Consider the following 24210-nt stretch of genomic DNA (forward strand, 5'->3'; position numbering starts at 1 on the left):
GGCGCGCCCGGGCTACGCCAGCCTCTCGACGACGTAGTCGATCGACTCGGTCAGCTTCGCGACGTCGGCCGGGTCGACGGCCGGGTACATGGCGATGCGCAGCTGGTTGCGTCCCAGCTTGCGGTAGGGCTCGGTGTCGAGGATGCCGTTGGCGCGCAGGACGGCGGCGATCTCGGCGGCGTCGACCCCCTCGAAGTCGACGGTGCCGACGACGTTGGAGCGCAGCGCCGCGTCGGTCACGTACGGCGAGGCGAAGTCGCGCGACTCGGCCCAGGAGTAGAGGTTCTCCGCCGAGGCGGCGCAGCGCTTGACGGCGTAGTCGAGTCCGCCCTGCGAGTTGAGCAGGTCGGTCTGCTCGGCGGCCAGGATGACCGTGGCGACGGCGGGCGTGTTGTAGGTCTGGTTCTTGCGGGAGTTGTCGACGGCGGTCTTGAGGTCGAGGAAGCCCGGAATATGGCGGCCGGAGGCGGCGATCTCCTCGGTGCGCTCCAGCGCGGCGGGGCTCATCAGGGCGATCCAGAGGCCTCCGTCGGAGGCCAGGCCCTTCTGCGGAGCGAAGTAGTAGCAGTCGGTCTCGTTCACGTCGACGGCCAGGCCCATGGCCGAGGAGGTCGCGTCGTGCGCGGTCAGGGCGCCCTCGGCGGCGACCCGCCGGACGTCGACCGCGACGCCGGTGGAGGTCTCGTTGTGCGGGGTGGCGTAGAAGTCGACGCCCTCCTCCGCTTCGAGGCGGGCGGCGCTGCCGGGCTCGGCCTTCCGCACGGACGGGGCCTCCAGGTGCGGGGCGGCCAGTTCTTTGGCGAACTTGGAGCCGAACTCGCCGAACGTCGCGGCCTGGGCCTTGGTGCGCACCAGGCTGAAGGCGGCGACGTCCCAGAAGGCCGTGGTGCCGCCGACGCCGAGGACGACCTCGTAGCCCTCGGGAAGCGAGTAGAACTCGGCTAGCCCTTCTTGGAGGCGCTTGACCTGTTTCTTGACCGCGCTCTTGCGGTGCGAGGTGCCCATGGTGTCGAGTCCGCGCTCGGCGAGCGCGTTGACGGCGGAGGCCGGGACCTTCGAGGGTCCGGCGCCGAAGCGCCCGTCGGCCGGCTTCAAGTCTTCGGGAATCGTGATGTCTGCTGTGGCCATGGTCGAATACACTCCCGTCCTCGGGAACTGACGAGTGGGCAGCTCGTGGTTGGCGTAAGCTCGACGCGCCGTTGCGTGAACCGTGACTTGCGAACCAGCTTAGCCCTTCACCAGTCGGCTCCTTCGACCCACTGCCGCATGTCCGGGAACTGGGACTCGCCGGCCTCGACGGAGGAGTGGTGGAGTCGGCCGTCGGATCCGAAGGCCGCGAGCCGGAACCCCTTGCGGCTGCTCCACAGGAGCGGCCTGCCGGCCAGGGCGGTCGACTCCTGCGCGGCGAGCCGGTCGGAGGCGTCGCCGTGGCCGATCTCGTCGGGGTCGAGGAGGATCGCGGCGGCCTTTCCGCCCGCGACGTCCGCGGCCAGGGCCAGGCGGCCGTGCGAAGCGGCGAGCACCGGCGCGAAGAGGCCTCCCTCGGTGAGGTAGCGGGTGGACTTCCACCCGTCGTCGGTCTCCAGGAATACGAGGATGTCGGAGCCGCCTTCGCCGCGGCAGGCCAGGGCCAGGCGGCCGTCCTCGGTGACAGCGGCGGCCAGGGCGCTCGAAGGCTGGGTCTCCGCCTCCATGCCCGGAAGCGGAAGGCGGAGCTCCTCGGTCGAGGTTCCGCCGCCGGGGCGGTAGTCGATGCGGTCGATTCCGGCGTCATTGTGGCGCAGGACGGTGAAGCGTCCTCCGTGCTCGACGGCGGCGGGGGTCTGGTGCTGGTAGTCGCCGTCGACCTTCTCCCATGGGCCCCAGCCCTTCCCGTCGTGGAAGCGCAGTGCCGTCCCGCCTTCGGGGTGGCGGACGGCCAGGAGGGTCCTTTCCCCGTCCGAGGCGGCCGCGGGCATGCCCACCTGGCGGGCGGCCTCTCCGGCTCCGACGGGGTTGGCGAGGTTCTCCCACTCGCGGGTGGCGGCGTCGAAGGCCAGGAGGTCGCGGCTGTGCTCGTCACGGCGTGGCGTGATGCCGAGGGAGACGGCGAAGAGCCGGCCTCCCGCGGCCGCGATCCCGGGCAGGAGGTGCGGTCCGTCTAGGTCGGACCCGCCGGCGCGGGCGTCGCCCTGGAGCCTTCCGCTGCGCGTGGCGAAGAACCGCTCTCCCTCGCCGGTGCGGACCATGGCGAGGTTGTCGGGGTAGCGGGGGTGGGTGGCGGGACCGTACGTGTCACCGACGCCCCACTCCTTGACGACCTTGTCGCCGCAGCCCCAGTCGAAGTCGCAGTCGCCGACCTTCCAGGCGTAGACGTTGAGGGCGTCGCCCTTCACCTCGCGGTCGTCCTCGCCGAGGTTGGACGGCCAGTGGCGGTTGTAGTACCCGCGCCACGTGTCGGCCAGGGCGCTGCCGCTCCACTCGGAGAGCGCCTGCCAGGCGAAGAGCCCGGCGGCCGTGTGGTCGATGTGGTCGGAGTAGCCCTCCTGCGCGGCGCCGACCTCCTCGGGCGAGTAGTCGGGGTCGAGGTCGAGCGTGTTGACCGAGACGGGCCGGTAGTGGTCGAGGAGCTCGACGAGCGAGTCGAGGAGGCCCCGGCGTTCCACGGCGGGCCCGTCGCCGAGGTCGGAGCCCTCCGGCGGGAGGACGAGCATGTTGTCGCGCCGCTCTTCCCACAGTTCCATGAGGCGGACCTGTTCCTGGGTGAGGCGTCCGAGGTTGGTCCAGAGGCTGAAGAAGACGATCTGGAAGGCCGGGTGCCCCTCCAGCGTCCAGCATTCGCAGACCGGCCCGCTGTCGAGCGAGACCGTCGTGCGGTGCCAGGGAGTGTCGTCGCGTCCCGTCGCCATGAGAGAGTAGGCCCTCCGCAGGCCGGTGTCGCGGGCGGCGGTGTACCCGGGGAAGTCCGGTGCGCCCTCCACTCCGTGGCCGTTGTAGCCGTTGGCCTCTCCGGCGGTCAGGACGACGGTGACGAGGCCGGATCCGCTCGCCACGTAGTCGGCGAGGCGGGGGTTGACGAAGTAGAGGCAGTCGTCGGGGTGCGCGACGATCTGGAGGTGGACTTCCCGGTCCGGGACGGGCGGGAGGTCGTCGCCGCCGCGTTCCCCCGCCTGCCAGAGGCGCAGTCCGGCGTCGGTTCCCATGGCCGCGAGGGCGATGCCCGCGGCCCCGGCGCCGGCGAGGGTGCGGCGGCGGAGGTGCGGTTCGGAAGGGGCGTCGTCGGTTTCTGTCATAGGGGTTCCGTCCGGGAGGTCTAGGAGCGGGGGCGCTGCGAAGAACTCTCGTCAGCATACGGGAGATGCACCACCGCCTACATCCTCCACCCCGCGCCATGGCGGCAGTAACAGCCGGACGGGCGACCCGCGCGGGGAGGGGAAGCCGCGGACCGCCGGGTTCACCGCACAGAGAACGGGACCGGTCCATCGAACCGGTCCCGTCGTGTGACTGACACTCAGGTCGTTGCGCGCCCTAGGCCTTCCAGCCCGGCACGTCCTCCGGCTTGCGGGAGCCGGGGCCGACGTACTTGGCGCTGGGGCGGACGATGCGCCCGAGTTTTTTCTGCTCCAGGATGTGGGCCGACCAGCCGGCCACGCGGGCGCCGATGAACATCGGCACGAGCTGCTGCTCGGGGACCTCGGCGAAGTCCAGGACCACGGCGGACCAGAAGTCCACGTTGGTGGTCAGGACGCGGTCCGGCTTGCGCTCCTTGAGCTCGGCGATCGCGGCGTCCTCCAGGGCCTGGGCGACCTCGAAGCGGGGCGCGTCGAACTCCTTGGCCATCGCGCGCAGCACGCGGGCGCGGGGGTCCTCGGCGCGGTAGATGCGGTGTCCGAAGCCCATGAGGCGCTTCTTGTCGTCCATCAGCTGCTTGACGTAGCCGCGGGCGTCGCCGTGGGCCTCGACGTCCTTGAGCTGGCGCAGGATGCCGACCAGGGCGCCGCCGTGGAGCGGGCCGGACAGCGAGCCGATGGCGCCGGAGATCGAGGCGGCGGCGTCGGCGCCAGTGGAGGCGACGACGCGGGCGGTGAAGGTGGAGGCGTTCATGCCGTGCTCGGCGGCGGACATGAAGTACGTGTCGATGGCCTTGACGTGCCGGGGGTCCGGCTCGCCGCGCCAGCGGCGCATGAAGCGCTCGGTGATGGTCGTGGCCTTGTCGATCTCGCTCTGCGGGACGGCGGGGAGTCCCTGGCCGCGAGCCGACTGGGCGATGAAGGAGAGGGTGGTGGCCGAGACGCGGGCGAGGTCGTCGCGGGCGGTCTCGTCGTCGATCTCGTGCAGCGGCTGGAGGCCCCAGTGGGGAGCGAGCATGGCCACGGCGGCCTGGGCGTCGGTCCGGGTGTCGCCGGAGGCGACGGGCACCGGGACGGCTTCGGCCGGGGGAAGGCCGTTGTTGAAGTGACCGTCGACGAGCAGGCCCCAGACGTCTCCGTAGGTACTCCGAGCGACGAGGTCCTCGATGTTCACACCGCGATAGCGGAGCTCGTTGCCTTCCTTGTCAGGCTCGGCGATTTCGGTTTCGAAGGCGACTACACCTTCAAGTCCGGGCTTGAACTCAGACATCGTTGTACTCCTGAGGTTGTGCCGTGTTGACTGGGTCGACCGGGGGCGTCCGGGCGTCTCGTCATTGCTTAGGTCGTTCTGCAAATGGTGCCGCAACTTCCGCCCTTCGCAAAAGGGACCGTCTGCTCGTATATGGCCGTGTTTACCGTTTCGTTATTGAATTTGAGCCTGTTTCGTGTCGCATTCACGCGTAGTTTTGCCTGTTATGTCCGATTTCTCTGGTAGGTCCCTCTAAAGATGTTTGTGGGTTTCGACAAACCATTGTGATATCGCACTCACGCACCGGTGTGTCGCCTCCCGGCGGCCCCGCCGCCCCGCGGAAATCCGCGCCGCGCCCCGCCCGCACCCCCCGTGCGCTCGGAGTCCGCCTTACCCGTCCAGGCTACCGGTCTAGTCGGCACCCGCGGGGTGAGATAACCTCAGTGCAACGGTCCTACGCTCGCATCCCTATGACTTCCAGGAGGAAATCCATGGCGCTCTCAGGACGCACCTGGATCATCAGCTACGGCGGCCACGAGGCCTCGATCGCCTCGGTGGGCGGTGGACTCCGCAACTACCAGATCAACGGCACGGACGTCATCGACGGATACAGCGACGAAGAGATCGCCCCCGAAGCAGCCGGGCACCTCCTCGCCCCCTGGCCCGGCCGCATCGCCGGCGGACGCTACGGCTTCGGCGGCGGCGAGCACTTCCTCCCGATCAACGACCCCTCCCACAACGCGGCCCTCCACGGGCTCGTCCAATGGTGCGAATGGGAGGCCACCGAGGTCACCTCCTCCGCGGTCACCGTGGAGTACGGCATGCCGGCGCGACCGGGCTACCCGTGGCCGCTGACCCTCCGCACCCGCTGGTCGGTCGGCCCCATGGGCCTGCGGGCGGCGCACACCGTCTCCAACATCGGCTCCGAGACCGTGCCGTTCGGCTTCGGCGTCCACCCCTATGTCAAGGTCCCCGACGCCGAGCTCATCGACTCCGGATGGGTCGAGATGGACGCGTCGGAGCAGTGCGTGCTCGACCGCGACCTCATCCCCAGCGGATTCAAGGACAGCGAGGTCAAGGGCCGCACCGACCTGGCCGGCCTGGTCCTGGACAACGCCTACACCGGGCTGGAGCGCGACTCCTCCGGCACCTCCACTGTGCGCGTCGGCAACGGCGGCAAGAGCGTCGAGGTCTGGGCGGACGACTCCTTCGACTGGTTCGTCCTCTTCACCTCCGACACCCGCTCCGGCGAGCGCCGGCGCGGATCCATCGCCGTGGAGCCGATGACCTGCCCGCCCAACGCCTTCAACGACGGGCGGGGACTCATCGAACTGGGGCCGTCCCAGGCCTGGTTCGGCGTCTGGGGCGTCAAGCCCGTCGGCTTCGACTAACGACCCGGTGCGCTGCGCCGCGATGATGGGCAGCTGCTGCGTCGCGTCCACGTCAGTGTCGACCACCGGGTTGAACGGCAGCGACGAGTAGGTCGAGCTGTCCAGGGTCAGGAGCGGGTTCTCCTCTTCGACCTGCGAGGCCAGGCCCAGCTGGCGGCGCAGGTCGCCCAGGTTGGACTCGGCGCTCTCCTGCTGGCGCTTCAGGGTCGCGACCTCCTCCTGGAGCGGTCCCACGCGCTCCTCCGCGCGCTCGGTGGCGTCGCGCCGCAAACGCTCGGCCTCCTTCTTGGCCTCGGCCAGGGTCGTCCGCACCGTCTCCTGGGCGCGCATCTCGGCGTCCCTGGCCTGCTGCTCGGCCTCATCGCGGCGCTCCAGACCGCGGTTCTCCGCAGACCGGGCGTTCTCCTCCGCGATCGCCAGGCGCTCCTCGGCCTCGGACACGATGCGCTGCGCCATGGCGACCGCCTGCTGGTGCCTGTCGGCCTCTTCCCTCTGCGCCCGCTCCCTGCGGTCGGCCTCCTGCAGGGTGAGTTCCTGCGTGCGGGCCTTGCGGACCTCGGTGGCCTCGGTCAGCAGCCGCTGCGCCGCGGCGCGGTGCTCGTCGGCCTCCCGCGACGCCTGCGCTCGGACCTCCGTCACCTCGCGCTCCGCGGTGGCCTTCAGGACGGCGACCTCGCGCTCCGCCGCGTTGCGCATCTTCTCCGCCTCCGAGCGGGCGTGGCCGTGGTTGGTCTGGCACTCCCTCTTGGCGTCGTCGATCGCGAGGTCGTGGTTGCGCCGCGCGTTGTCGCGCAGCTCCGTCGTCTCGACCACGGCCCGCTCGCGCATCTCCTTGACGTCGCGCTCGTTGGACGCGCGGGTCTCGTGCGTGTCCTTCTCCGCCTGCTTCTTCAGACCGGCGGCCTCCTCCCTCGCCGCGGCGAGGATCTGATCGGCCTCGGACTTGGCCTTGGTGCGCCAGGTGCCGGTCTCGTGCTCGGCCACGCGGAGGATCTTCTCCACCCGCGAACCCAGGCCGGCCAGCGTCGGCTGCTCCTGCTCGGCGATCTGCGTCGCCTTCTCGTTGACCTGGCGCTCCAGGGCCCTGATGCGCTCTTCGGCCGCTCTCAGTTGCTCGTCGGCCTGCTGCGCCTCCGTGGACAGGTCCCGGTAGCGCGACTCGTTCTCCGAGAGGGAGCGGTAGAGCTTGGTGGTGAAATCGTCGACTTGGTGGCGGTCGTATCCGCGCATCGAGACGGCGAACTCCGGACTGGCGTCATTAAAAAACTTGGACATCGAATTCCATCACAGTTGTCGTTTTCCGTCGGACCGCCGACCGGGCGGCCTGCTGCGGGCCTGCCCCGCCTCCGCCCGATCTCCGGCGGGTCCGGCGGGCTCCGAAAGCCTTCAAAAAAGGGGGATCGCTACGGCGCGTCCTGCGAGCGGGCCGGGATCCGCCGCGACCGGGCGGACGTGCCCAGGACGAACGCCCCGGACCGGTCGGTTCCCCGACCCGCAGCGCCCTCGGGTCCATCTTCGACCAGAGTGAGCCGGAATTGCGTTAGCGACACGGCGGCTCGGCGTGTTGCGTCCAGCGCCGCTCCCATTCATGAATCCCCGGTTCCAATTCCACAGTCCATTCCCGCGCCAATGTAAGGGCACGTAGAAGGCCTTATCGCGAAAAGTTATCCACAGGATCCGCCACTTATCCACAGGCTCGAAAACTTTTTCTGGACCTTTTCCCACCGCACACAGAGACTGAAACCCAATCCGGATTCCGCGATTGGGAAGGGACCACCATGACCACAAGCCTGCTCCTGAGCGACAACCACCGCATCGCACACGAACTGGCGCCCCTGGCCGAGAGCAGCGGGTGCCCGCTCACCCACCTGACCGGCGCCGACGACCCGCGCCCCCTATGGGCGGCCGCCGGGATCGTCTTCGTCGACGCTCCCCGCGTCCGCTCCTGCCTCTCCCTCGGGCTCCCGCCCCACCCCAACGTGATCGTCCTCCACCGCGAGAACGACCCCCGCTCGCAGTGGAACCAGTACCTGGCCCTCGGCGCCGAACAGGTCGTCGCCTACCCCGAGGGGACGAGAGCGCTCGTCAAACTGCTCGACAGGACCCAGCGCCGATCCGACGACGCACGCGTCACCGCCGTCCAGGGCACCCACAGCCACGCCGGGGCCACCACCCTCGCCGGCCTCCTCGCCCTCGCCCGCAGCGAGCGCGGCCCCGTCCTGCTCATCGACTGCGACACCCCGTCCGGCGGCATCGACCACCGGCTCGGGCTGGCCGACAGCCCCGGATGGCGATGGAACGCGCTCCTGGACGCGGCCGGGGAGATGAACCCCGAACGGCTCCTCCAGGGGCTGCCCGGCCGCGGCGGTCTCCACGTGCTGTCCCACGGCCCCCAGTCGTCCGCCCCTCCGCCCCGGCTCCTCGACTCGGTCATCAACGCCGCCAGGCTCTCCTGCGACGCCGTCTACCTCAACATCTCCCACGCCCCGGACGAGGCCGCGCTCGCCGCCCGGGACCGCGCCGACACGGTCCTCCTGTGCGCCGGCCAGAGCCGGACCACCGCTCCCACCGCCCGTTCCACGCTGGACGGCATCCCCGTCCAGGACCGCGTCGGGATCGTGGTGCGCAAGGGCAGCGACAAGCCCGACGGACCCCACCCCGTCTGGGGAACGGTCCCCCGCATACGGCGCGTCGACGCACAGCTCGTCCGCCGCAAGCTCACCCGCGGCTCCCGACGCGCGCTCACCGCGTTCCAGAAGAGGCTGTCCACCGCGGTCCCCGCCTGACACGAAAGGAATTCCCATGGAGACGACACTTCTCGGCAGGCTCAGGCACCGGCTCGCCACCGACGCCGTGTCCCGGCCGAAACCGAAGGACATCATCCGCGCCCTCGCCGACGACAACCAGGCACCGCCGGACCACGCGGGGCTTCGCGACCTCGCCGAGTCCGTCGCCCCGGACCTGACCGGTGCGGGGAGGCTCCAGGCCTTTCTCGACGATCCCGACGTCACCGACGTCGTCGTCAACGGCCCGCGCCGCGTCTGGGTCGACCGGGGCAACGGGCTCGAGCAGACGTCGACGGTCTTCGGCTCCTCCGACGAGCTGCGCGAACTGGCCGTCCGGCTCGCCGCGGCCGCCGGCCGCCGACTCGATTCGGCGTGCCCTTACGTCGACGTCCGGCTCGAAGACGGCACGCGTCTGCACGCGATCCTGCCGCCCCTGGCCTCCAACGGCCCCTACGTCTCCCTGCGCACCCACCGCCAGAGGGCCTTCCGACTGGACGAACTGGTGGAGAACGACACCATCGACCCCGACGCCCACCAGCTCCTCCGGCGGATCGTCAGCGCCCGGCTCGCCTTCCTGATCACGGGCGGAACCGGCACCGGCAAGACCACGTTGATGAACTCGATGCTCAGTCTCGTCCCGCCGCGGGAGAGGATCATCGTCGTCGAGGACAGCCGGGAACTCGCACCGACGCACCCCCATGTGCTGTCTCTCCAGTCGCGACTCACCAATGTGGAAGGCCGGGGCCGCGTCGACCTCGCCGCCCTCGTGCGCCAGGCCCTGCGCATGCGGCCGGACAGGATCATCGTCGGCGAATGCCGCGGTGTCGAGGTGACCGAGCTGCTCTCGGCCCTCAATACCGGCCACGAGGGCGGTGCGGGGACTCTGCACTGCAACACCGCCGCCGACGTGCCGGCGCGGTTGGAGGCGCTCGCCCTCCCCGGGGGCGTGCCCCGCCCAGGACTCCACGCTCAAATCGCCTCCGCGCTCCGCGTGATCGTCCACCTCGGTCGGCACGGCTCCGGCCGCCGGGTCGAGCAGATCTCCCTGATCCAGAGGCGTGAGAGCGAACTCGAGGTCACCGACGCCTACGCCTTCGGCCGAAGACGCCCCGCCTGGACCCAGCTCCAGAGAATGCTCAGGGAGCGCGACGCCTGAACCGGCTCGCGTCCACCGTCCGCACACCGTACGACCAGAAATCGACCGGGAGGTCCCAACCCATGCCCAACGTCAAGGGGTATCTCGTGATCGCGGCCCTCGCGCTGTTCCTCAGCGTGACGGCCTACCCGTTCTTCGGGCTTCACGGTGCCGTCGCCGCCTTCACCGCGGCCTCCGTCTACAGCCTCGGAGGTTTCATCGCCTTCACCTATCTCCAGCGTCAGCGGGAGTTCCACCACCAGCACACCGCGGCCGCCGCCTCCGTCGCCACGCTGGCCGCCGAGCTGCGCGCCGGGGCCGAGCCCAAGAACTCCTTCTCCAGGACCGTGCGCACCTGGCCGTCGATGCTGCCCATCGGCCGCCTCGACGACGTATGGAACCTGTCGCGTCGTCTGGGCATCCCGGCCGCCGATCTCTGCGGCCGCCTGGCCGACCATTTCCGCTCCGACAAGAGGATCCGGGCCGGCATCCAGGCCGGAGCCTCGCCGCTGCTCGCCACGGCCGGGCTGCTGATCGCACTGCCCTTCCTGGGGATCGGCATGGCCTACGGCCTGGGAACCGATCCGGTCGACTACCTGCTCGCCACCGCCGTCGGGAACGTCTGCCTCGGGTTGAGCCTCCTCCTTCAGGCCGTCGGGCTGGTGTGGGTCCACTCCATCGTCCGATCGATCGAGAGGCCGCATTGACCACCGGTCTCCGAAGCCGACCGTCCACCTGCATTACACCGACTTTTTGAGGAGCGACATGACGATCACCGGGCCCATCGTCCACACGTCCGATTCGGCCGACCACTCCCGTCCGGAATCGGAGCCGCCCCGGTCCACACCGATGCGGCGTCTGATACCCATAGGCATCGCCCTGACGTGCCTGGCTCTCAGCCCCGACCTTCTCGGCCTGTTCCTGGCAGGTCTCCTGGGCTGGACTTCTCATCGATTCCTCCACCGAACCACGAGGCCGAAGGCGGATCCCTCGGAATGGGCCTGGGCTCTGTCCCTGGTCGCCGCCGCCCTCCGCACTGGAGCACCAGTCAATGAGGCCTTCATATACGTCAGTGAGAAGCGGAGTGACGACATCGGCCTCCGACTGCAGCGGTTCGGTTCGGCGCTCGGCCTCGGCAGCAGCCCGTCCCATGCCGCGGCACTGCTACACGGCCTGCCCGCGGTATCGCGGTTGGCCGCCGGCATCGAGCGATCGCAGTCCACCGGGTCGGCGTTGGCCGACTCCGTCGCCGAGATCGCCGACAGCATCCTCGAAGACCACCGGTACGAGGTCGACCGCCGTTCGGCCCGCGCCGGAATCTCCCTCCTCGCACCGACTTTCCTCTGTTTCCTGCCCGCCTTCGCGCTCACCGGAATAAGCCCGACGGTCATGGGCCTGCTCCGCCAGTTGCACTTCTGACCGCAACAGGCCCCCTTTGCGTCCACACGTCCACACGTCCACACGTCCACACGTCCACACGTCCACACGTCCACACGTCCACACGTCCACACGTCCACACGTCCACACGTCCACACGTCCACACGTCCACACGTCCACACGTCCACACGTCCACACGTCCACACGTCCACACGTCCACACGTCCACACGTCCACACGTCCACGGCAATTATCAGAAAGGTACTCACATGTCCATCCTCGATAAGGAACCACCGCGTCCGAATCCGCACATGGCCACGCCTAAACCGAACCCCCGACCCAAACGACGATCGCATCCACTGCTCGCACGATTCGCCAGACGGCTCCGAGGCGAAGAGGGAATGTCGACGGCCGAGTACGCCGTGGGAACCCTTGCCGCCGTCGCCTTCGCCGGCATCCTCCTCAACGTCTTGACGTCCGGAGGAGTCCAAGGCGCGTTGTCGTCTCTCATCCAGAGGGCCCTCTCCGCATGAATCCGGTCAGACCTTGCATCCGGGGCCCTTGAACGCCCCTCACTGTCCGCAGCGGGGACTGCGGCGACCCTATTCACGACAGCACCCGCGGTCCCCGCTGCCTCCCAACAGGCTCATAGAACCGCATTCCCGACTCTGCGGGACTTTGCCGACTCCCAAAGGACGCCCAATACGCGAAGCCGCGACTACCGACCACTCGAAGAAACTCACCCACGCCGCGACCTGATCAGCGAACGACCGAAGGCGGCGAAATGAAGTTCGATTCCGAGCTCGGCCAACGTGCCCTCGCATGAGATCTGTAAGCCCTCATCCTGTGGAAACATCGATCTTCACGCACAAGGCGCGCCTGCCGTCGCATCGTCCCGCTCGAATCACCGAACAAATCAACGCCCGCCTTCCGAGGACTCACGGAGGAAAGAATGGCCACGACAGCTCCTTCCGACCGACCAACGCACGAACCTGAACCCGCCTCCCCGAATGCCGACAAACGAGGAGCCACCGCCTTCATAGGGCCCCGGCCATCCCTCCACTCTCAAAGGCACCGCCTGAAACGATTTCTTTCCCGATTCACCACCGAATCGGGCATGGTCACCGGTGAATTGGCCGTATCCCTGCTTGCGGTCGTCCTCACCATCGGCCTGGCCATGTGGGCCCAAGGAGCCATCGGCACGAAGATCCAGGCCATCGATACAGCGCACGTCGCCGCCCTGGCCGCGGCACGCGGTGACGATCCCCAGGCCGCGACCGAATCCCAACGTCCGCCTGGCGCCTCCGTCTCCGTTCAGAAGTCCGACCGCTTCGTTCATGTGCGGGTGCGGGCTACCGTCCGCCCGTTCGGCCCCCTGACACCGTCCATCGACACCGTCGCAGAGGCCACGTCCGTTCGCCAGGATCTTCAAGACGGGAGCCTGATCCAATGAGTCCCAGGCAGCTTGCAGACGAACGCAACCTGCAACCACATCAAATGCTGGTATTCCTGCTGCTGCGTATACCTCATCTACTCGCGAACAGGGATTTCACAGGCCCAGGACTGTTTCTTCGCCGGTGGCGAGCTTTCAGGGCATCGCTGAGCAACACCATTCGAGGCAGTCTGACACCATTCCGCATGCGCAGTGAACAAGGCAGCGGCACTGTCCTATCCATCGGCGTCATATCAGCGACCATGGTCGTCGCGCTCGCGCTCATATCCGTCGCTCAGGCGCGATCGCTCCGGCATCAAGCCCAGGTCGCGGCGGATGCCGCAGCATTGGCCGGCGCCATGCGGGTTCTGTTGGGGCAGGACGACGCCTGCGGCTCCGCTAGCTCCGTGGCCTCGCAGAATGACGCGACGTTGGAGTCCTGCTCGGTCGAGGAGGCCACCGTTCGGCTCCGAGTATCTTATTCGGACCCGGTCTTGAACGCCGGCGTCCTGACCGCGGAAGCGGACTCCCGCGCAGGACCAGCCTTCGGATATTGATCCGACTTAGAGCCGGCGATGTTCCCGGCCCAGGCCACCAAGGTGACGCGTTCAAAATCCGCGTACGCTCACGCACCCAACCCAGAGGTATAGGCAGCGCACCAGCGCACCAGCGCACCAGCGCACCAGCGCACCAGCGCACCAGCGCACCAGCGCACCAGCGCACCAGCGCACCAGCGCACCAGCGCACCAGCGCACCAGCGCACCAGCGAGATTATCCAGCCATATCCGCTACAGGCCAACCATTGTCAGTCGGCCAATCTCGGAAAGGAGGCCAGTCCGATCAGTCCTTTTTCTTCTTCCGGAGCAGTCCGCGCTTCTTGGCAGGCTTCTCCTTCGTGGCCTCGGATCCTGGTCCCTCAGCGGGCTCGCCCGCCCCCGGCGCTGGATGCTCCTGCGCGGATCCATCCGCCGCAAACGGGGAACTGGTCTGGTTGCCGACCGGCCTCAGGTCTTGAACCCAGCCGACGGTCTCGTCAGCGGGCATCTCTACCGTGTCGCTTTCGTCCTGACCGGTAGTTCCGTCCTCTACCGAAGAGTCCGCCGTTTTCGAGCCCTGGCGTTTTCCTCGCTTCGTCGTAGCCTTTCGCGACGTGGACTTGCGCTTCGGCTTTGCTTTGGAAGCAGGCTCTCCGTCGTTGGAGGTCGGGGCGGCGGCACCCGCTCCGTCGGATGCGCCGCTCATAGCGTTGAACGTACCGTCCTCCGACGGACTGGTAGCCGTGTCCGCGCCCGCATTCTTCGACTTCTTGCGAGTTTTGCGGCCGGAAGCGCGACGACCGTCGTCGGGCTTGGCCGGGCCGCGTTGGGCCGGGATGCCACCCTGCCCCGTTGCAGCGGAGGGACCGTCCACCGGACGACCGTAGGCCATGTCATCGCCAGAGTTGTCCTGGTTCATGGGGGGTTCGGCGCCCATGTGAGCGACAGCCGCGTCTTCGTGGGCTCCCCACCCGTATTGGTCGCCGTCTTGGCCACGGTAGCCATCGTCGAAACCTGATCCGGCGAGGTGTGCCGGTCGGGCTTTGAGCTGTTGGGTTTCGTCCGCGTCTTCGGCTCGGCCTTCACCTGCACCGTTCGGTCGACCATCATTGCCATTGGCACTGGGGGTGCTCTGTTCGATATGGTCGTCGATCTGTCCGCCGGAGCGGGGCAGGGCGGAGATCAACAGCGAACCGAGGATGCCCGCGATGCAAGCGGTCGGTCCGACATTGAGCAACGCCATGGCCTCCGCGTCCGTCCCCGCCGGTCCACCGGCGAAGTGGGCGACGGTGATGACCAGGGGGCCGGCGATGCCGCTGGCCGCTGCGATCCGGTAACCGGAGGACGATATGGGCCTGCTGCGAGAGAATCCGGCAACGACCGCGCCGATCAGGAACGAACCCGCGATGAAGGGCAGAGCGAACGTCAGTCCTCGGATCTCTAGCTGTGGAATGTCCTGCCCCCACTGCCCCCACACGGCCGGTATGCTGCCGGGTCCGGCGGGTCGGCCGATGTCGGTGAAGGAGTCGAGGACGGCGAAGACCCAGACGAGCGTCACCGAGGCTCCGACGTTCACGGCCACGGCGAGGGAGCCCAGTGCGATGAGCGTGAGAGCGAGTCCCACGAGAGCGCCCAGGGCGGAGGAGATGATGGGGCTGATAGGGAAGTCTCCCTGTTCAGTACCTTGGCGAGCGGCAAGGGAGACGAGAGGTCCGGTGATGAACCCACCGACGGCGGAAGCGACGACCACGGACAGGCGGGCTAGAACGGGGAACTCCTTCTCCCCTTTCGAGCCCATCATGCCCGAGGCCATACCTCCGACGACGACGGATACCGCAGCGAACCACGTGACCCACGCGGTGTTCGCACTGTGGCGATACTGGAGCGCACCGGAATCCATGTCCGACCAGGACAGGAGGCCGAAGCCCCAGGCGAGGCCCATTTGGGCCAGCGCCGCGGCGGCTGCGATACCGAATCCGATTCCCACTCGTTTGTATGCCGACGAGTCTGTGTACATGATCAGGACCATACCGGGATACTCTCTGTATTCACCCATGCCCGTTATTGGAAACATCCGATCCCTTGGTGAGCAGCACAATCGCCACCAACTGTCCGAAATATCGATAGACCGATGTCGACATCTGGGTGTCGCTTCGGTATCGGGGAGTGATGATGACATTGGTTGGCATCACCAGAGAAGGGGACATCGGGAGGGGCGACACGGCCTCAGGGGAAGAACGGCGGAGGAAACGAACGTCTCGGCAACAGACGCCGCGAGTAGAGGCCGCGCACCCGGAAAAGGGGCGGCGCAGAAGGGATGACACGACGAGCGGAATGGCTGTCACGCCCAAAGAAACGAGTCTGGACATCGACCGACTCCCCTCATACCCGGAGATGCACGTGCCGGTCTGTGCCAGTCATGGTTTTCGGGGAGTACAGGTCGGATCGGTTGAAGCGCGGGCAGGGATGGCAAAGCCTGATCATGACCATATTGGATCGATATGACCGATCGATCCGAACGTATTCGATCCGACTGCCGGAGTCGTCGCGGGGAGGCAGTCATACAGATACTGACGCGAGCCGGTAGGCGGCTGTTCGACCAGCCGTCTTGCGCCGAGAGGTGAGACGGTATTGAACCGTGCAACGCGACGGCTCTTTCAGTCCCCTCGGGCAGGGAACGCGACGAATCCATACGAGTCCTGCTCAGCATGCGAGACACAGTGACGAATTCACCGCGGCTCGCGTCCAGGGTTCCGAGCAGAGCCCCGCACCGGCTATCCTGCGGGTGGAACAATGGTCACCTGCCCGGTCGCCAGCAGTGAAAATGATTCCGCGCTCTGCTCAGTCGCCGCTGTTCAGGGGGAATCGGTCCCGAAGGGTACTTTTGCACATGACTGACGCTTATGAACGTTTGACCGCGAGCCTCGCGTCCGCCGATCCCGAAATCGAACGCCTCATCGACGACGAGGGCCGACGCCAGTCCGAGAAGATCCGGCTCATCGCGTCCGAGAACTACGTCTCCCAGTCCGTTCTCGAGGCCACCGGCTCGATCCTCACCAACAAGTACTCGGAGGGCTACGCCGGCAAGCGCTACTACGAGGGCCAGCAGTACATCGATGAGATCGAGGAACTGGCCATCGCCCGCGCCAAGGACTTGTTCGGCGCCGACCACGCCAACGTCCAGCCGTACTCCGGCTCCCCGGCCAACCTCGCCGTCTACATGGCCCTCGCCAACCCGGGCGACACCATCATGGGCATGGGCCTTCCCATGGGCGGCCACCTGACCCACGGCTGGAAGGTCTCCGCCACCGGCAAGTGGTTCAACGCCGTGCACTACGGCGTCGAGAAGGAGACCGGCCGCATCGACATGAACGAGGTCGCCGAGCTCGCCAAGGAGCACCGTCCGAAGATCATCTTCTGCGGCGGCACGGCCATCCCCCGCACCGTCGACTTCCCGGCCTTCGCCGAGATCGCCCGCGAGACCGGCTCCGTCCTGATCGCCGACATCGCCCACATCGCCGGCCTGGTCGCCGGCGGCGCGCACCCGTCGCCGTTCGGCCACGCCGAAGTCGTCACCACCACGACCCACAAGACCCTGCGCGGTCCTCGCGGCGCGATGATCATGTGCGACGACGACCATGCCAAGGCCATCGACAAGGCCGTCTTCCCCGGACTCCAGGGCGGACCGCACAACCACACGACGGCCGCCATCGCCGTCGCGCTACGCGAGGCGGCCCACGAGTCGTTCGGCGACTACGCCCACCAGATCGTCAAGAACGCGAAGGCCCTCGCCCAGGCGCTGAAGACCCGCGGTTACGACCTGGTCAGCGGAGGCACCGACAACCACCTGATCCTGATCGACCTGACCAACAAGGGCATCGGCGGCAAGCCCGCCGCCAAGGCGCTCGACCAGGCCGGCATCGAGCTGAACTTCAACACCGTCCCGTTCGACCAGCGCAAGCCGTTCGACCCGTCCGGCCTGCGCATCGGCACGGCAGCGGTGACCACGCGCGGCATGGTGGAGAAGGACATGGAGCTCGTTGCCGACTGGATCAACCGCACGGTCGAGGCCTGCAAGTCCGACAAGGCCGACGAGTACCCGGTCATCGCCGGCGAGATCAAGGACTTCGTCGCCAAGTACCCGATCCCGGGCTGGCCGACGTCCTAAGACCACGCCCAGTCCTGGTTTGACAGCCGAGGGGCCCGCCGACCGATAGTCGGCGGGCCCCTCGGTGCGTACGTTTCGTGTGGGAAGGGCGCTGGGGTAGGGGTCGACCGACGGCCCGGGCCCCGTGGAGCGCGGTCCTCCTACCGGAAGTCGACGCGCACGTTCCCCGCGTCGGTCTTCGCCTCGATGGTGCGCTCGGACTCGTCGTTCTCGGGAACCTCGATCGACATCTTCCCCGCCGACGTGCCCGCGTCGACCTTGTACTCGGTCCCGTCGTCGGGCACCACGACCGCCACGTTCCCGGCGTCGGAGTTCGCCTCGACCTCTTTGGCCGGCACGGCGAGGTTGACCGTCACATTGCCGGCGTCGGTGCTCGCCTCGATCTTGTCGGCCTCCCCTGCCACGCGGATGTCGACGTTGCCGGCGTCGGTGCCGACCTCGGCCTCTTTGGCGGCCAAGCCGGTTCCGACCACGTTGCCCGCGTCGGTGTGCGCCAGGACCTTGCCCTGGAGCCCGGTCAGGTCGATGTTCCCGGCCTCGGTGTCCAGGTCGACGTCGACGTCGTGGGGGACGGTGAACTCATACGAGATGGAGCAGGAGTTGGAGTTCAGTCCGCCGCAACCCTGGGTGGAGACGCGGAGGGTCCCGTCGTCGACGGTCTCTGCGGAGGCGGGTTTCTCGTCGTTCCACCGGAACTCGCGTTCGACCTCGACCTTGTCGACGTCGCCCGCCTTCACCTCGATGTTCCCGCCGCTGGACTCGAGCTCGATGCTCGTGATCGCCTCGTCGTAGACGTGACTCTCGCTGGACGTCTCCTTGGCGCCGTTGGGGCCGCAGGCGCTGAGCATCCCGGCGGCCAGAACGGCGCCCGCCAGGACCGTGTTTCGGAGGGATGTGCTCGTCGGCATGGTCGAACCTCGCTTTCCTCGCACCATAGTAGCGGGATCCCGCCTGGTGCGCCCGGGCGAACGGCCCTGGGCCCGAGGCTCGTCCACCGTTCGACGTTCCGCGGCGCCTCACTTCGGACAGTGGCCGTTCCCCTACGCGATACCCTGCCGCCCAGGGGTTCTGCTTCTGGCCGCCGAGCTCTAGGCTGAATGAATGCGAATGAACCTCCTCCCGCTCGCTCTCCTCCCGGTCTTCCTCACCGCCTGCACCGACGATCCGCCCGAGCCGGAGCCCGAACCGGACTACCCCACCGTCGTCGACGCGGTCGCCGTCCGAGAAGACGGAGCCTTCACGGTTCACATCACCGTCGACTCGGCCTACGACTCCGAGGAGCGCTGGGCCGACGCCGTTCGCGTCGTGGGCCCGGACGGCGGGGAGATGGCGATCGCCGAGTTTCCCGAGCCGCACGAGGACGAACAGCCTTTCACCAGGTCCATTGAGGGCGTCGATGCCCCGATGGACGTGGAGGTCGTCGAAGTCCAGGCCCGCGACTCGGAGAACGGATGGAACCCCGAGACGCTGGAGGTCCGTCTCGACGGCGGGTGACACCGCTCCGCGGTTCCGCGTCCGCCGGAGCGCAGTGCCCTCGATCACCCTGCCGCACAGGGGTCCGGGTTCTCGCACGGCTCGCCGAAACGGACGACGATCACTCCCCCGGATGCCCGAAACCCGCCCCCGAAAGGGGGACCCGGGACTAGGGTATTAGCTGTGACAGGGACGTACAGCTGCTCCTTCTGCGGCACCGTGAACCGGGTTCCCCCGCAGCCCTGCATCGACGAGTGCAGCCATTGCGGGACCATCCGCTCGCCCGGCCTGGGCCGCCAACCATCGCCCGACCCCGAATGGCTGCTGGCCGACTGCGACGAGCCGTCGGAGGAGTTCCCGTCCTACCACTGCCCCGCCTGCGCGTACGACTACTTCACCGGCGCCGGCTCCTGCCCGCTGTGCGGCGCGGACACTCCCGCGGGCCTCGAGTCCCGGTCGGTCGTCACGTCGGCCCGGTGCACTCCCTTTACTGTGGACTCCGGTAGCGCCTACGAATCCATTCCCCGCCCCCGCCGCTGGCTCAGCGGGGGCCCGGAGGAACTGCGCCCCACCTACCTCCCCTACTGGCTGTGGACCGGGGAGTACCGCTTCTCCTACACCGCCGACCGCTCCCACACCCGCTGGACGAAGAAGTCCCTGCTCGCACGCCCCCGCCGCCACGTGGACAAGTCCACCGAGACCGGGTGCGACCGCCGGCCCCTGCAGAACATGTACCCGGCGACCAGCGCTTTCCCGCGACTCGACCTTTCCGCGATGGCCTCCCGCGCCTACCCGTCGCTGTCGGCGCTAGAGCGCGACGACTGGAACGACTGCGTACTGCCGGACATCAAGCCGGGCGACGCGTTCGTCGGAGTGAAGGACCGCGTCAACCGCGTCCTCCACAACGAGCTGTCCGTGGAGAGCGCCCGCACCGAGACGACCGGACTGCGAGTCTCCCTCGAGTTCACCCACCTGCGCTATCAGCTGATATACCTGTCCTTCTGGCTGCTGACCGGCAGCCGCCGACACGAGGCGACCCTCGTTCCCGCCTGGCGGGCACCCGGAGCGGACTGAATCCCGATTAGACACCGACAGTAATCAACTCTCCGACACAGAGTGATTCCGTCGGTGATGGATGTCCTACGGCACCCGGGGGAAGGAATCCGTCACAGGATCACGGGCATCGGGGCGCCCGTTTTACCCGGAACCGCCCGTTACCGCGCGCCGCCGCCCCTCTCCCGGGCCCCTGAGACTGGTAGGTTGGTGCAACCTCGGGCCCGACCAGGCCGTGTTTCCTCCAGGTCCCCGTGACCGTCCACGGCAAGGTGCCCCAGTCGAACCAAGGGAGAAGACACTATGTCCCATAAGCGTCGCGCGCCCTGGTGGATCCACAGCTTCGTGTGGATCGGCGCCTTCGTGATGGTCGTGGCGGCAAGCGCCGCCACCGTCACCCAGCTGACGATCAACCGGGTCAACGACTCGGTGGCGACGTCCGACCTCTTGGGCGAGAACCGCGCCGACTTCAACCCCGACGACATCAAGGGGCCGCTGAACTTCCTCGTCCTCGGCGTGGACAAGGAGGACGACGGGTTCTCCCGCGCCGACACCGTCATGATCGCCCACATCAGCGAGGACCTCGACAAGACCTACCTCGTCTCGCTACCCCGCGACCTCTACGTTGAAGTCGCCGACTGCGGCTCCGGATTCCCCTGCCAGGGCAAGCTCAACTCCTCCGCCTCGCGGTTCCAGGACTGGGACAAGTCCCAGGCCAACATCCTGCAGACGATCACCAACCTGACCGGGGTGAAGTTCCACGGCGCGGTCCACGCGAACTTCGACGGCTTCATGGACCTCATCGACCTGATCGGCGAGGTCGAGCTGTGCCCCTGGCACGACATCACCTCGATCCACGGCGACAAGAAGACCTACCCGGCCGGCTGCGACATGTACGACAAGGAAGACGCGCTCGACCTGGTCCGCCAGCGCTACGGCTGGGACAGCGACGAGGACTACGCGAACGGCACCTGGGGCGACTTCGGGCGACAGAAGATGCAGCAGCAGGCCATCATGAACCTCCTGCAGGGGGCCAAGGACAAGGGGTACCACAAGGACCCGGTCAAGGCCGTCGAGATGCTCGACGGCATCGGCTCCAACCTCACCGTCGACCTGGGCGAAGTGAAACTGACCGACTTCATCGTGGCCCTGCGCGGCCTCGACCCGAAGGACATGAAGCAGCTGAAGGTCCCCTCCGAGGCACAGGACATCGGGAGCCAGTCCTTCGTCGTCATGAACGAGATGAACGGGCAGAAGCAGGCCGCCGACGAACTGTGGGAGGCCATCCAGAACGACACGCTGGACGACTGGATCGCCCAGAACCCCGACTGGGTCAACGAGTAACCACCGGCGCGCCCGCCGAGGACGGCCGCCGACGAGACTCCACGGGGAGGGGCCCGGTTCCCGCGCGAGAACCGGGCCCCTCCCCGTCCTCCTCAGTCCTTAAAGGCAGCGGCCCACGTCACGGGGCCGATGAGCCCGTCGACCTTGAGCGCCCGGTCCCGCTGGAAGGCGCGGACCAGGACGTCCCACTCGTCGCCGTACTTGCCGTCGTTGCCGTAGCGGGTGAGGTACTTCTTCCCCTTCCCGATGTCCCAGCCGCGCTCGATGAGCCGACGGGCCCACAGTTTCAGCCAGTCGGAGGCGAGCCTGCCGCCATAGCGCTCGCCGTACCAGCCGGAAATGCTCTCATCGCCCCAGTGGGCCCAGCCGAAGTAGAAGCCCGCGGGCAGCGGGAATCCGTACTCTCCGTCGCCGGGGTCTCCGCCGCCCGGATCGGCGATCTTCCAGGAGTTCGCGTCGTCGTAGGGCTGCCCGGAGCTGCCGTCGGGCCCGCGGCCGACCGAGATGTGCATGTGGGCCGTGTGCGGGTTCGAGCCCCGGTAGGTCCACCACTCCCAGCCGGTGTGGATCCCGGCGATGAGCCGGTTGGCGATCACGTACTTCAGGTTGGAGTGGCGCTTGTCCGGGTGGACGAGGTGGTCGGTGAGCGCGTCGATGTCGACGCCCGCACCGGGGTCGTGGGTGATGTCCAGGGCGCAGACGACGTTCTGCGCGTTGGGATTGTGGTCGCTGTCGGTGCCCTGGTGGGCGGGGTCTCCGATGGTCCCGTCGGATCGCTTCGATCGGCCGGGGGCGAGTGCGTCGATCTCGTCGCGGAGGCGGACGAGGCTGTTGGCGAGGCGCCACGACATGAGTGTTCTCCTGTCTCTCGGGGTCGGTCATACGGGGACCGGCGGGCGGGGCCGCGCGTCGTGAGGCGCGCCAGGGATGTCAACGGCCGATTGAGGAGAGGAGAGATTATCGGACCACCGGTGGAGGAGCCAGTATGCCCGATAAATGCTCGTATTTCCAGGGATGTGTCCGTGTGTCGTATTCCGGCGGGTCGGGGATGACCGCTATTCAAGGGCGTTATCGCACCACCGGGCATTCGCGAACAGCGAAGACCGAGTCTTGTTCATGACCGTGGACAACCCGTTCGAGTTACAAGGGCCGGGCCGAAAAGCCCCCCCTCAGAAGGGACTCCCCACACAACGAGGCCCCTCGATACCCGACTACCCTGACGGCATGCGCGACTTCCGTATCGCCGTCTCCGAAGACGCACTCGAGGACCTCCGCGATCCGAATCGCCGATCCCAGCCCGTTCGTGCCACAGCCCCGGGTAGGTCTTCGCCGACTTCTTGCGGCATCACGCCGAGCGACTCGCCGCGTAGTGGACCCGCCTGTAGAGCCCTCTCGATGGCCTCTATACAGGTGTCCAGACCGGGATCCATACCGCCACACTCGGTATAACGCCAGTTCAATGGGTAGGTTTTTGACGTGCTCCGCGGCCAGGCAATACATATTTCCCGGGGGTTCGCGTGGAAAGGAGAAGGGCAGGTGCACGGGCCGCCCATACGAGTGCATGGGCATGAAAAAAGCCCGCCGGAGCGGGCTTTTTACTGAAGTTGGTCAGCGGCGTTTGTAGGCCTTGTCGCGGCTGAGGATGTCCAGCACGATAACGACCAGGCGGCCGTCGTGGATCTCATAGATGATGCGGCACCGGCCGACCCGGATCCGCCATTCATTGTCCCGCCCGGCGAGCTTCCGCACGCCATCCGGCCGCGGCTCGCGCGACAGCCTGTCCAATGCCAGCAGCACCCGGCGCCGTTCTGATTTGTCCAGCGAGCCGATTTGCTTTTCGACGCGCTTGGAGACCTCGACTCGCCACTGTCCAACCTCGTTGTTGTCATCGGCCACTAGGCCGCCTCCTCATCGGTTTTCAAGTCGGCGGAATAGTGCTCCATGAGCACGCTCAGCGGCGTATAGGGCTCGTCTCCCTGCTCTGCGCGGGCCTCGTCGGCCCGTCGCGCCAGGTAGGCATCCTCGGCCTGTTCCATGGCTTCGGCGTCCTCCACGGGCACTAGCGCGGCGATGCGCCGACCCTTCTTGGTTAGGTAGAGACGATCTCCGACCACGCTCACCCGCGTCGCCAGCTCGGAGAGCTGGTCACGCGCGTTGCTCATCGAGACCTCATCCACCTCATTTCCTTGTTCTGAACGGCTAATCACAATGCACACTCCTCTACAATTTTGAATCATACGCCTTCTTGTACATTTTGGCAATATGGCATGTTGGGTGGTTAGAGGAAGCCCGGACATGGCTGCTTGTTCCTTTCCATGCCGCGGCCTCGCCGACACCACCTAACGCCGAGGCAGCTTGCAAGAACGATGTGAGGCACGAGCTGAAACAGGAGCGGGTTTCAGTTGGCTGGGTTTCAAGGCCCCACCTGAAGAAATGGAGGCGTCCGGGATGTGGCCAGGATCGAAGAGACAGATTTATAGGTCCTGACCTCCAACGTCCGGGATATCCGGGACGTTTTGAAGAAGTTTTGAAAAGTAGCAGAAGGTGAGTACTACAGAGAGATGCCTTAATATCACATTGAGTCATGATATCCACTTGCGACTTACGCGGAGTCCGGTTCCGCGTAAGTGAGGAGCTGGCCCGAGCGGTTCTGAACCGTCCCTAGCTGGACCTCTGACGGAAGGCACGAAAAAACCCGCCACCATGTTATCGCTGGTAACGGGCATATTTTCGCTGCTATGGCGGAGGAGGTGGGATTCGAACCCACGGTAGGGAATCACCCTACGGCGGTTTTCAAGACCGCTGCACTAGTCCGCTATGCGACTCCTCCAGGGGCGCCTTTTCGGGCCGCCTAGAAGAGTATCAAAGGTCAGCGGCCGGGCGGCTGTGCGGGGGACGGGAAGTAGGCTCGCGGGATCCGCTCGGCGGTCTTCCCATC

Annotated in this window: 21 protein-coding genes and 1 tRNA gene; 13 read left to right on the plus strand and 9 right to left on the minus strand. The window is 67.3% G+C overall.

The annotated features are described in order from the left end of the window. Positions 1-12: 12 nt before the first annotated feature. From serC to ACFTE1_RS19220, 3 genes are all read right to left on the minus strand, one after another. Positions 13-1128, minus strand: a complete 1116-nt coding sequence (gene serC / locus ACFTE1_RS19210; RefSeq protein WP_380619573.1) for a phosphoserine transaminase — start codon at positions 1126-1128, stop codon at positions 13-15. Positions 1129-1235: 107 nt separating this feature from the next. Continuing rightward, positions 1236-3272, minus strand: coding sequence for a hypothetical protein (locus tag ACFTE1_RS19215; RefSeq protein ID WP_380619575.1), 2037 nt, complete (start codon positions 3270-3272; stop codon positions 1236-1238). 235 nt (positions 3273-3507) lie between these two features. Next, a complete protein-coding gene (locus ACFTE1_RS19220; protein WP_380619577.1) occupies positions 3508-4599 on the minus strand; it encodes a citrate synthase 2 in 1092 nt (363 codons plus the stop codon). Positions 4600-5069: 470 nt separating this feature from the next. On the opposite strand from ACFTE1_RS19220, the gene ACFTE1_RS19225 reads away from it, so the two are divergent. From ACFTE1_RS19225 to ACFTE1_RS19265, 9 genes are all read left to right on the plus strand, one after another. After that, on the plus strand, positions 5070-5969 hold the full coding sequence (locus tag ACFTE1_RS19225) for an aldose epimerase family protein (protein WP_380619579.1): 900 nt from the start codon (positions 5070-5072) through the stop codon (positions 5967-5969). 172 nt (positions 5970-6141) lie between these two features. After that, a complete protein-coding gene (locus ACFTE1_RS19230) occupies positions 6142-6900 on the plus strand; it encodes a hypothetical protein (protein WP_380619581.1) in 759 nt (252 codons plus the stop codon). An 847-nt stretch (positions 6901-7747) separates the two neighbouring features. Further along, the gene (ssd, locus tag ACFTE1_RS19235) at positions 7748-8755 is read left to right on the plus strand and encodes a septum site-determining protein Ssd (protein ID WP_380619583.1); all 1008 of its coding nucleotides are present in this window, start codon (positions 7748-7750) and stop codon (positions 8753-8755) included. 16 nt (positions 8756-8771) lie between these two features. Beyond that, on the plus strand, positions 8772-9911 hold the full coding sequence (locus ACFTE1_RS19240) for a TadA family conjugal transfer-associated ATPase (protein WP_380619585.1): 1140 nt from the start codon (positions 8772-8774) through the stop codon (positions 9909-9911). Positions 9912-9973: 62 nt separating this feature from the next. Further along, positions 9974-10597: a type II secretion system F family protein gene (locus ACFTE1_RS19245; protein WP_380619587.1), complete on the plus strand. Its 624-nt coding sequence runs from the start codon at positions 9974-9976 to the stop codon at positions 10595-10597. A 58-nt stretch (positions 10598-10655) separates the two neighbouring features. Continuing rightward, positions 10656-11309: a type II secretion system F family protein gene (locus tag ACFTE1_RS19250; RefSeq protein WP_380619589.1), complete on the plus strand. Its 654-nt coding sequence runs from the start codon at positions 10656-10658 to the stop codon at positions 11307-11309. 268 nt (positions 11310-11577) lie between these two features. Continuing rightward, positions 11578-11799 carry a DUF4244 domain-containing protein gene (locus ACFTE1_RS19255; protein WP_380619591.1) on the plus strand — a complete coding sequence of 74 codons (222 nt, stop codon included), beginning with the start codon at positions 11578-11580 and terminating at the stop codon, positions 11797-11799. Positions 11800-12383: 584 nt separating this feature from the next. Further along, positions 12384-12719: a TadE family type IV pilus minor pilin gene (locus tag ACFTE1_RS19260; RefSeq protein WP_380619593.1), complete on the plus strand. Its 336-nt coding sequence runs from the start codon at positions 12384-12386 to the stop codon at positions 12717-12719. Between the two features lie 185 nt (positions 12720-12904). Beyond that, on the plus strand, positions 12905-13255 hold the full coding sequence (locus tag ACFTE1_RS19265; protein WP_380619595.1) for an Rv3654c family TadE-like protein: 351 nt from the start codon (positions 12905-12907) through the stop codon (positions 13253-13255). Positions 13256-13538: 283 nt separating this feature from the next. On the opposite strand, the gene ACFTE1_RS19270 is transcribed toward ACFTE1_RS19265, so the two are convergent. Continuing rightward, positions 13539-15413, minus strand: coding sequence for a hypothetical protein (locus ACFTE1_RS19270; protein WP_380762821.1), 1875 nt, complete (start codon positions 15411-15413; stop codon positions 13539-13541). Positions 15414-16124: 711 nt separating this feature from the next. Here ACFTE1_RS19270 and ACFTE1_RS19275 point away from each other — a divergent pair. After that, complete coding sequence (locus ACFTE1_RS19275) at positions 16125-17402, plus strand: serine hydroxymethyltransferase (RefSeq protein WP_380619599.1); 1278 nt, start codon at positions 16125-16127, stop codon at positions 17400-17402. A gap of 140 nt (positions 17403-17542) precedes the next feature. Here ACFTE1_RS19275 and ACFTE1_RS19280 read toward each other — a convergent pair whose 3' ends face one another. Further along, positions 17543-18310, minus strand: a complete 768-nt coding sequence (locus ACFTE1_RS19280; RefSeq protein ID WP_380619601.1) for a DUF4097 family beta strand repeat-containing protein — start codon at positions 18308-18310, stop codon at positions 17543-17545. 193 nt (positions 18311-18503) lie between these two features. On the opposite strand from ACFTE1_RS19280, the gene ACFTE1_RS19285 reads away from it, so the two are divergent. The 3 genes from ACFTE1_RS19285 (at position 18504) to ACFTE1_RS19295 (ending at position 21272) form a co-directional block, all read left to right on the plus strand. After that, positions 18504-18896 (plus strand): hypothetical protein, encoded by a 393-nt coding sequence (locus ACFTE1_RS19285; protein ID WP_380619603.1) that lies wholly within the window; start codon positions 18504-18506, stop codon positions 18894-18896. A gap of 162 nt (positions 18897-19058) precedes the next feature. Next, entirely contained in the window at positions 19059-19949 is an 891-nt protein-coding gene (locus ACFTE1_RS19290) for a hypothetical protein (protein WP_380619605.1), read from the plus strand. A gap of 282 nt (positions 19950-20231) precedes the next feature. Beyond that, positions 20232-21272, plus strand: a complete 1041-nt coding sequence (locus ACFTE1_RS19295; RefSeq protein ID WP_380619607.1) for an LCP family protein — start codon at positions 20232-20234, stop codon at positions 21270-21272. 92 nt (positions 21273-21364) lie between these two features. On the opposite strand, the gene ACFTE1_RS19300 is transcribed toward ACFTE1_RS19295, so the two are convergent. From ACFTE1_RS19300 to ACFTE1_RS19315, 4 genes are all read right to left on the minus strand, one after another. Then, positions 21365-22123 carry a peptidoglycan-binding domain-containing protein gene (locus tag ACFTE1_RS19300; protein WP_380619609.1) on the minus strand — a complete coding sequence of 253 codons (759 nt, stop codon included), beginning with the start codon at positions 22121-22123 and terminating at the stop codon, positions 21365-21367. A gap of 757 nt (positions 22124-22880) precedes the next feature. Next, positions 22881-23168: a type II toxin-antitoxin system RelE family toxin gene (locus ACFTE1_RS19305; protein ID WP_380619611.1), complete on the minus strand. Its 288-nt coding sequence runs from the start codon at positions 23166-23168 to the stop codon at positions 22881-22883. Beyond that, a complete protein-coding gene (locus tag ACFTE1_RS19310) occupies positions 23168-23449 on the minus strand; it encodes a type II toxin-antitoxin system Phd/YefM family antitoxin (protein WP_380619613.1) in 282 nt (93 codons plus the stop codon). Before ACFTE1_RS19310 ends, ACFTE1_RS19305 begins: the two co-directional genes overlap by 1 nt. A gap of 562 nt (positions 23450-24011) precedes the next feature. Beyond that, positions 24012-24102 (minus strand) — tRNA-Ser (locus ACFTE1_RS19315). Positions 24103-24210 lie beyond the last annotated feature (108 nt).

The organism is Salininema proteolyticum, assembly GCF_042685645.1.
GTDB lineage: Bacteria > Actinomycetota > Actinomycetes > Mycobacteriales > Micromonosporaceae > Salininema > Salininema proteolyticum.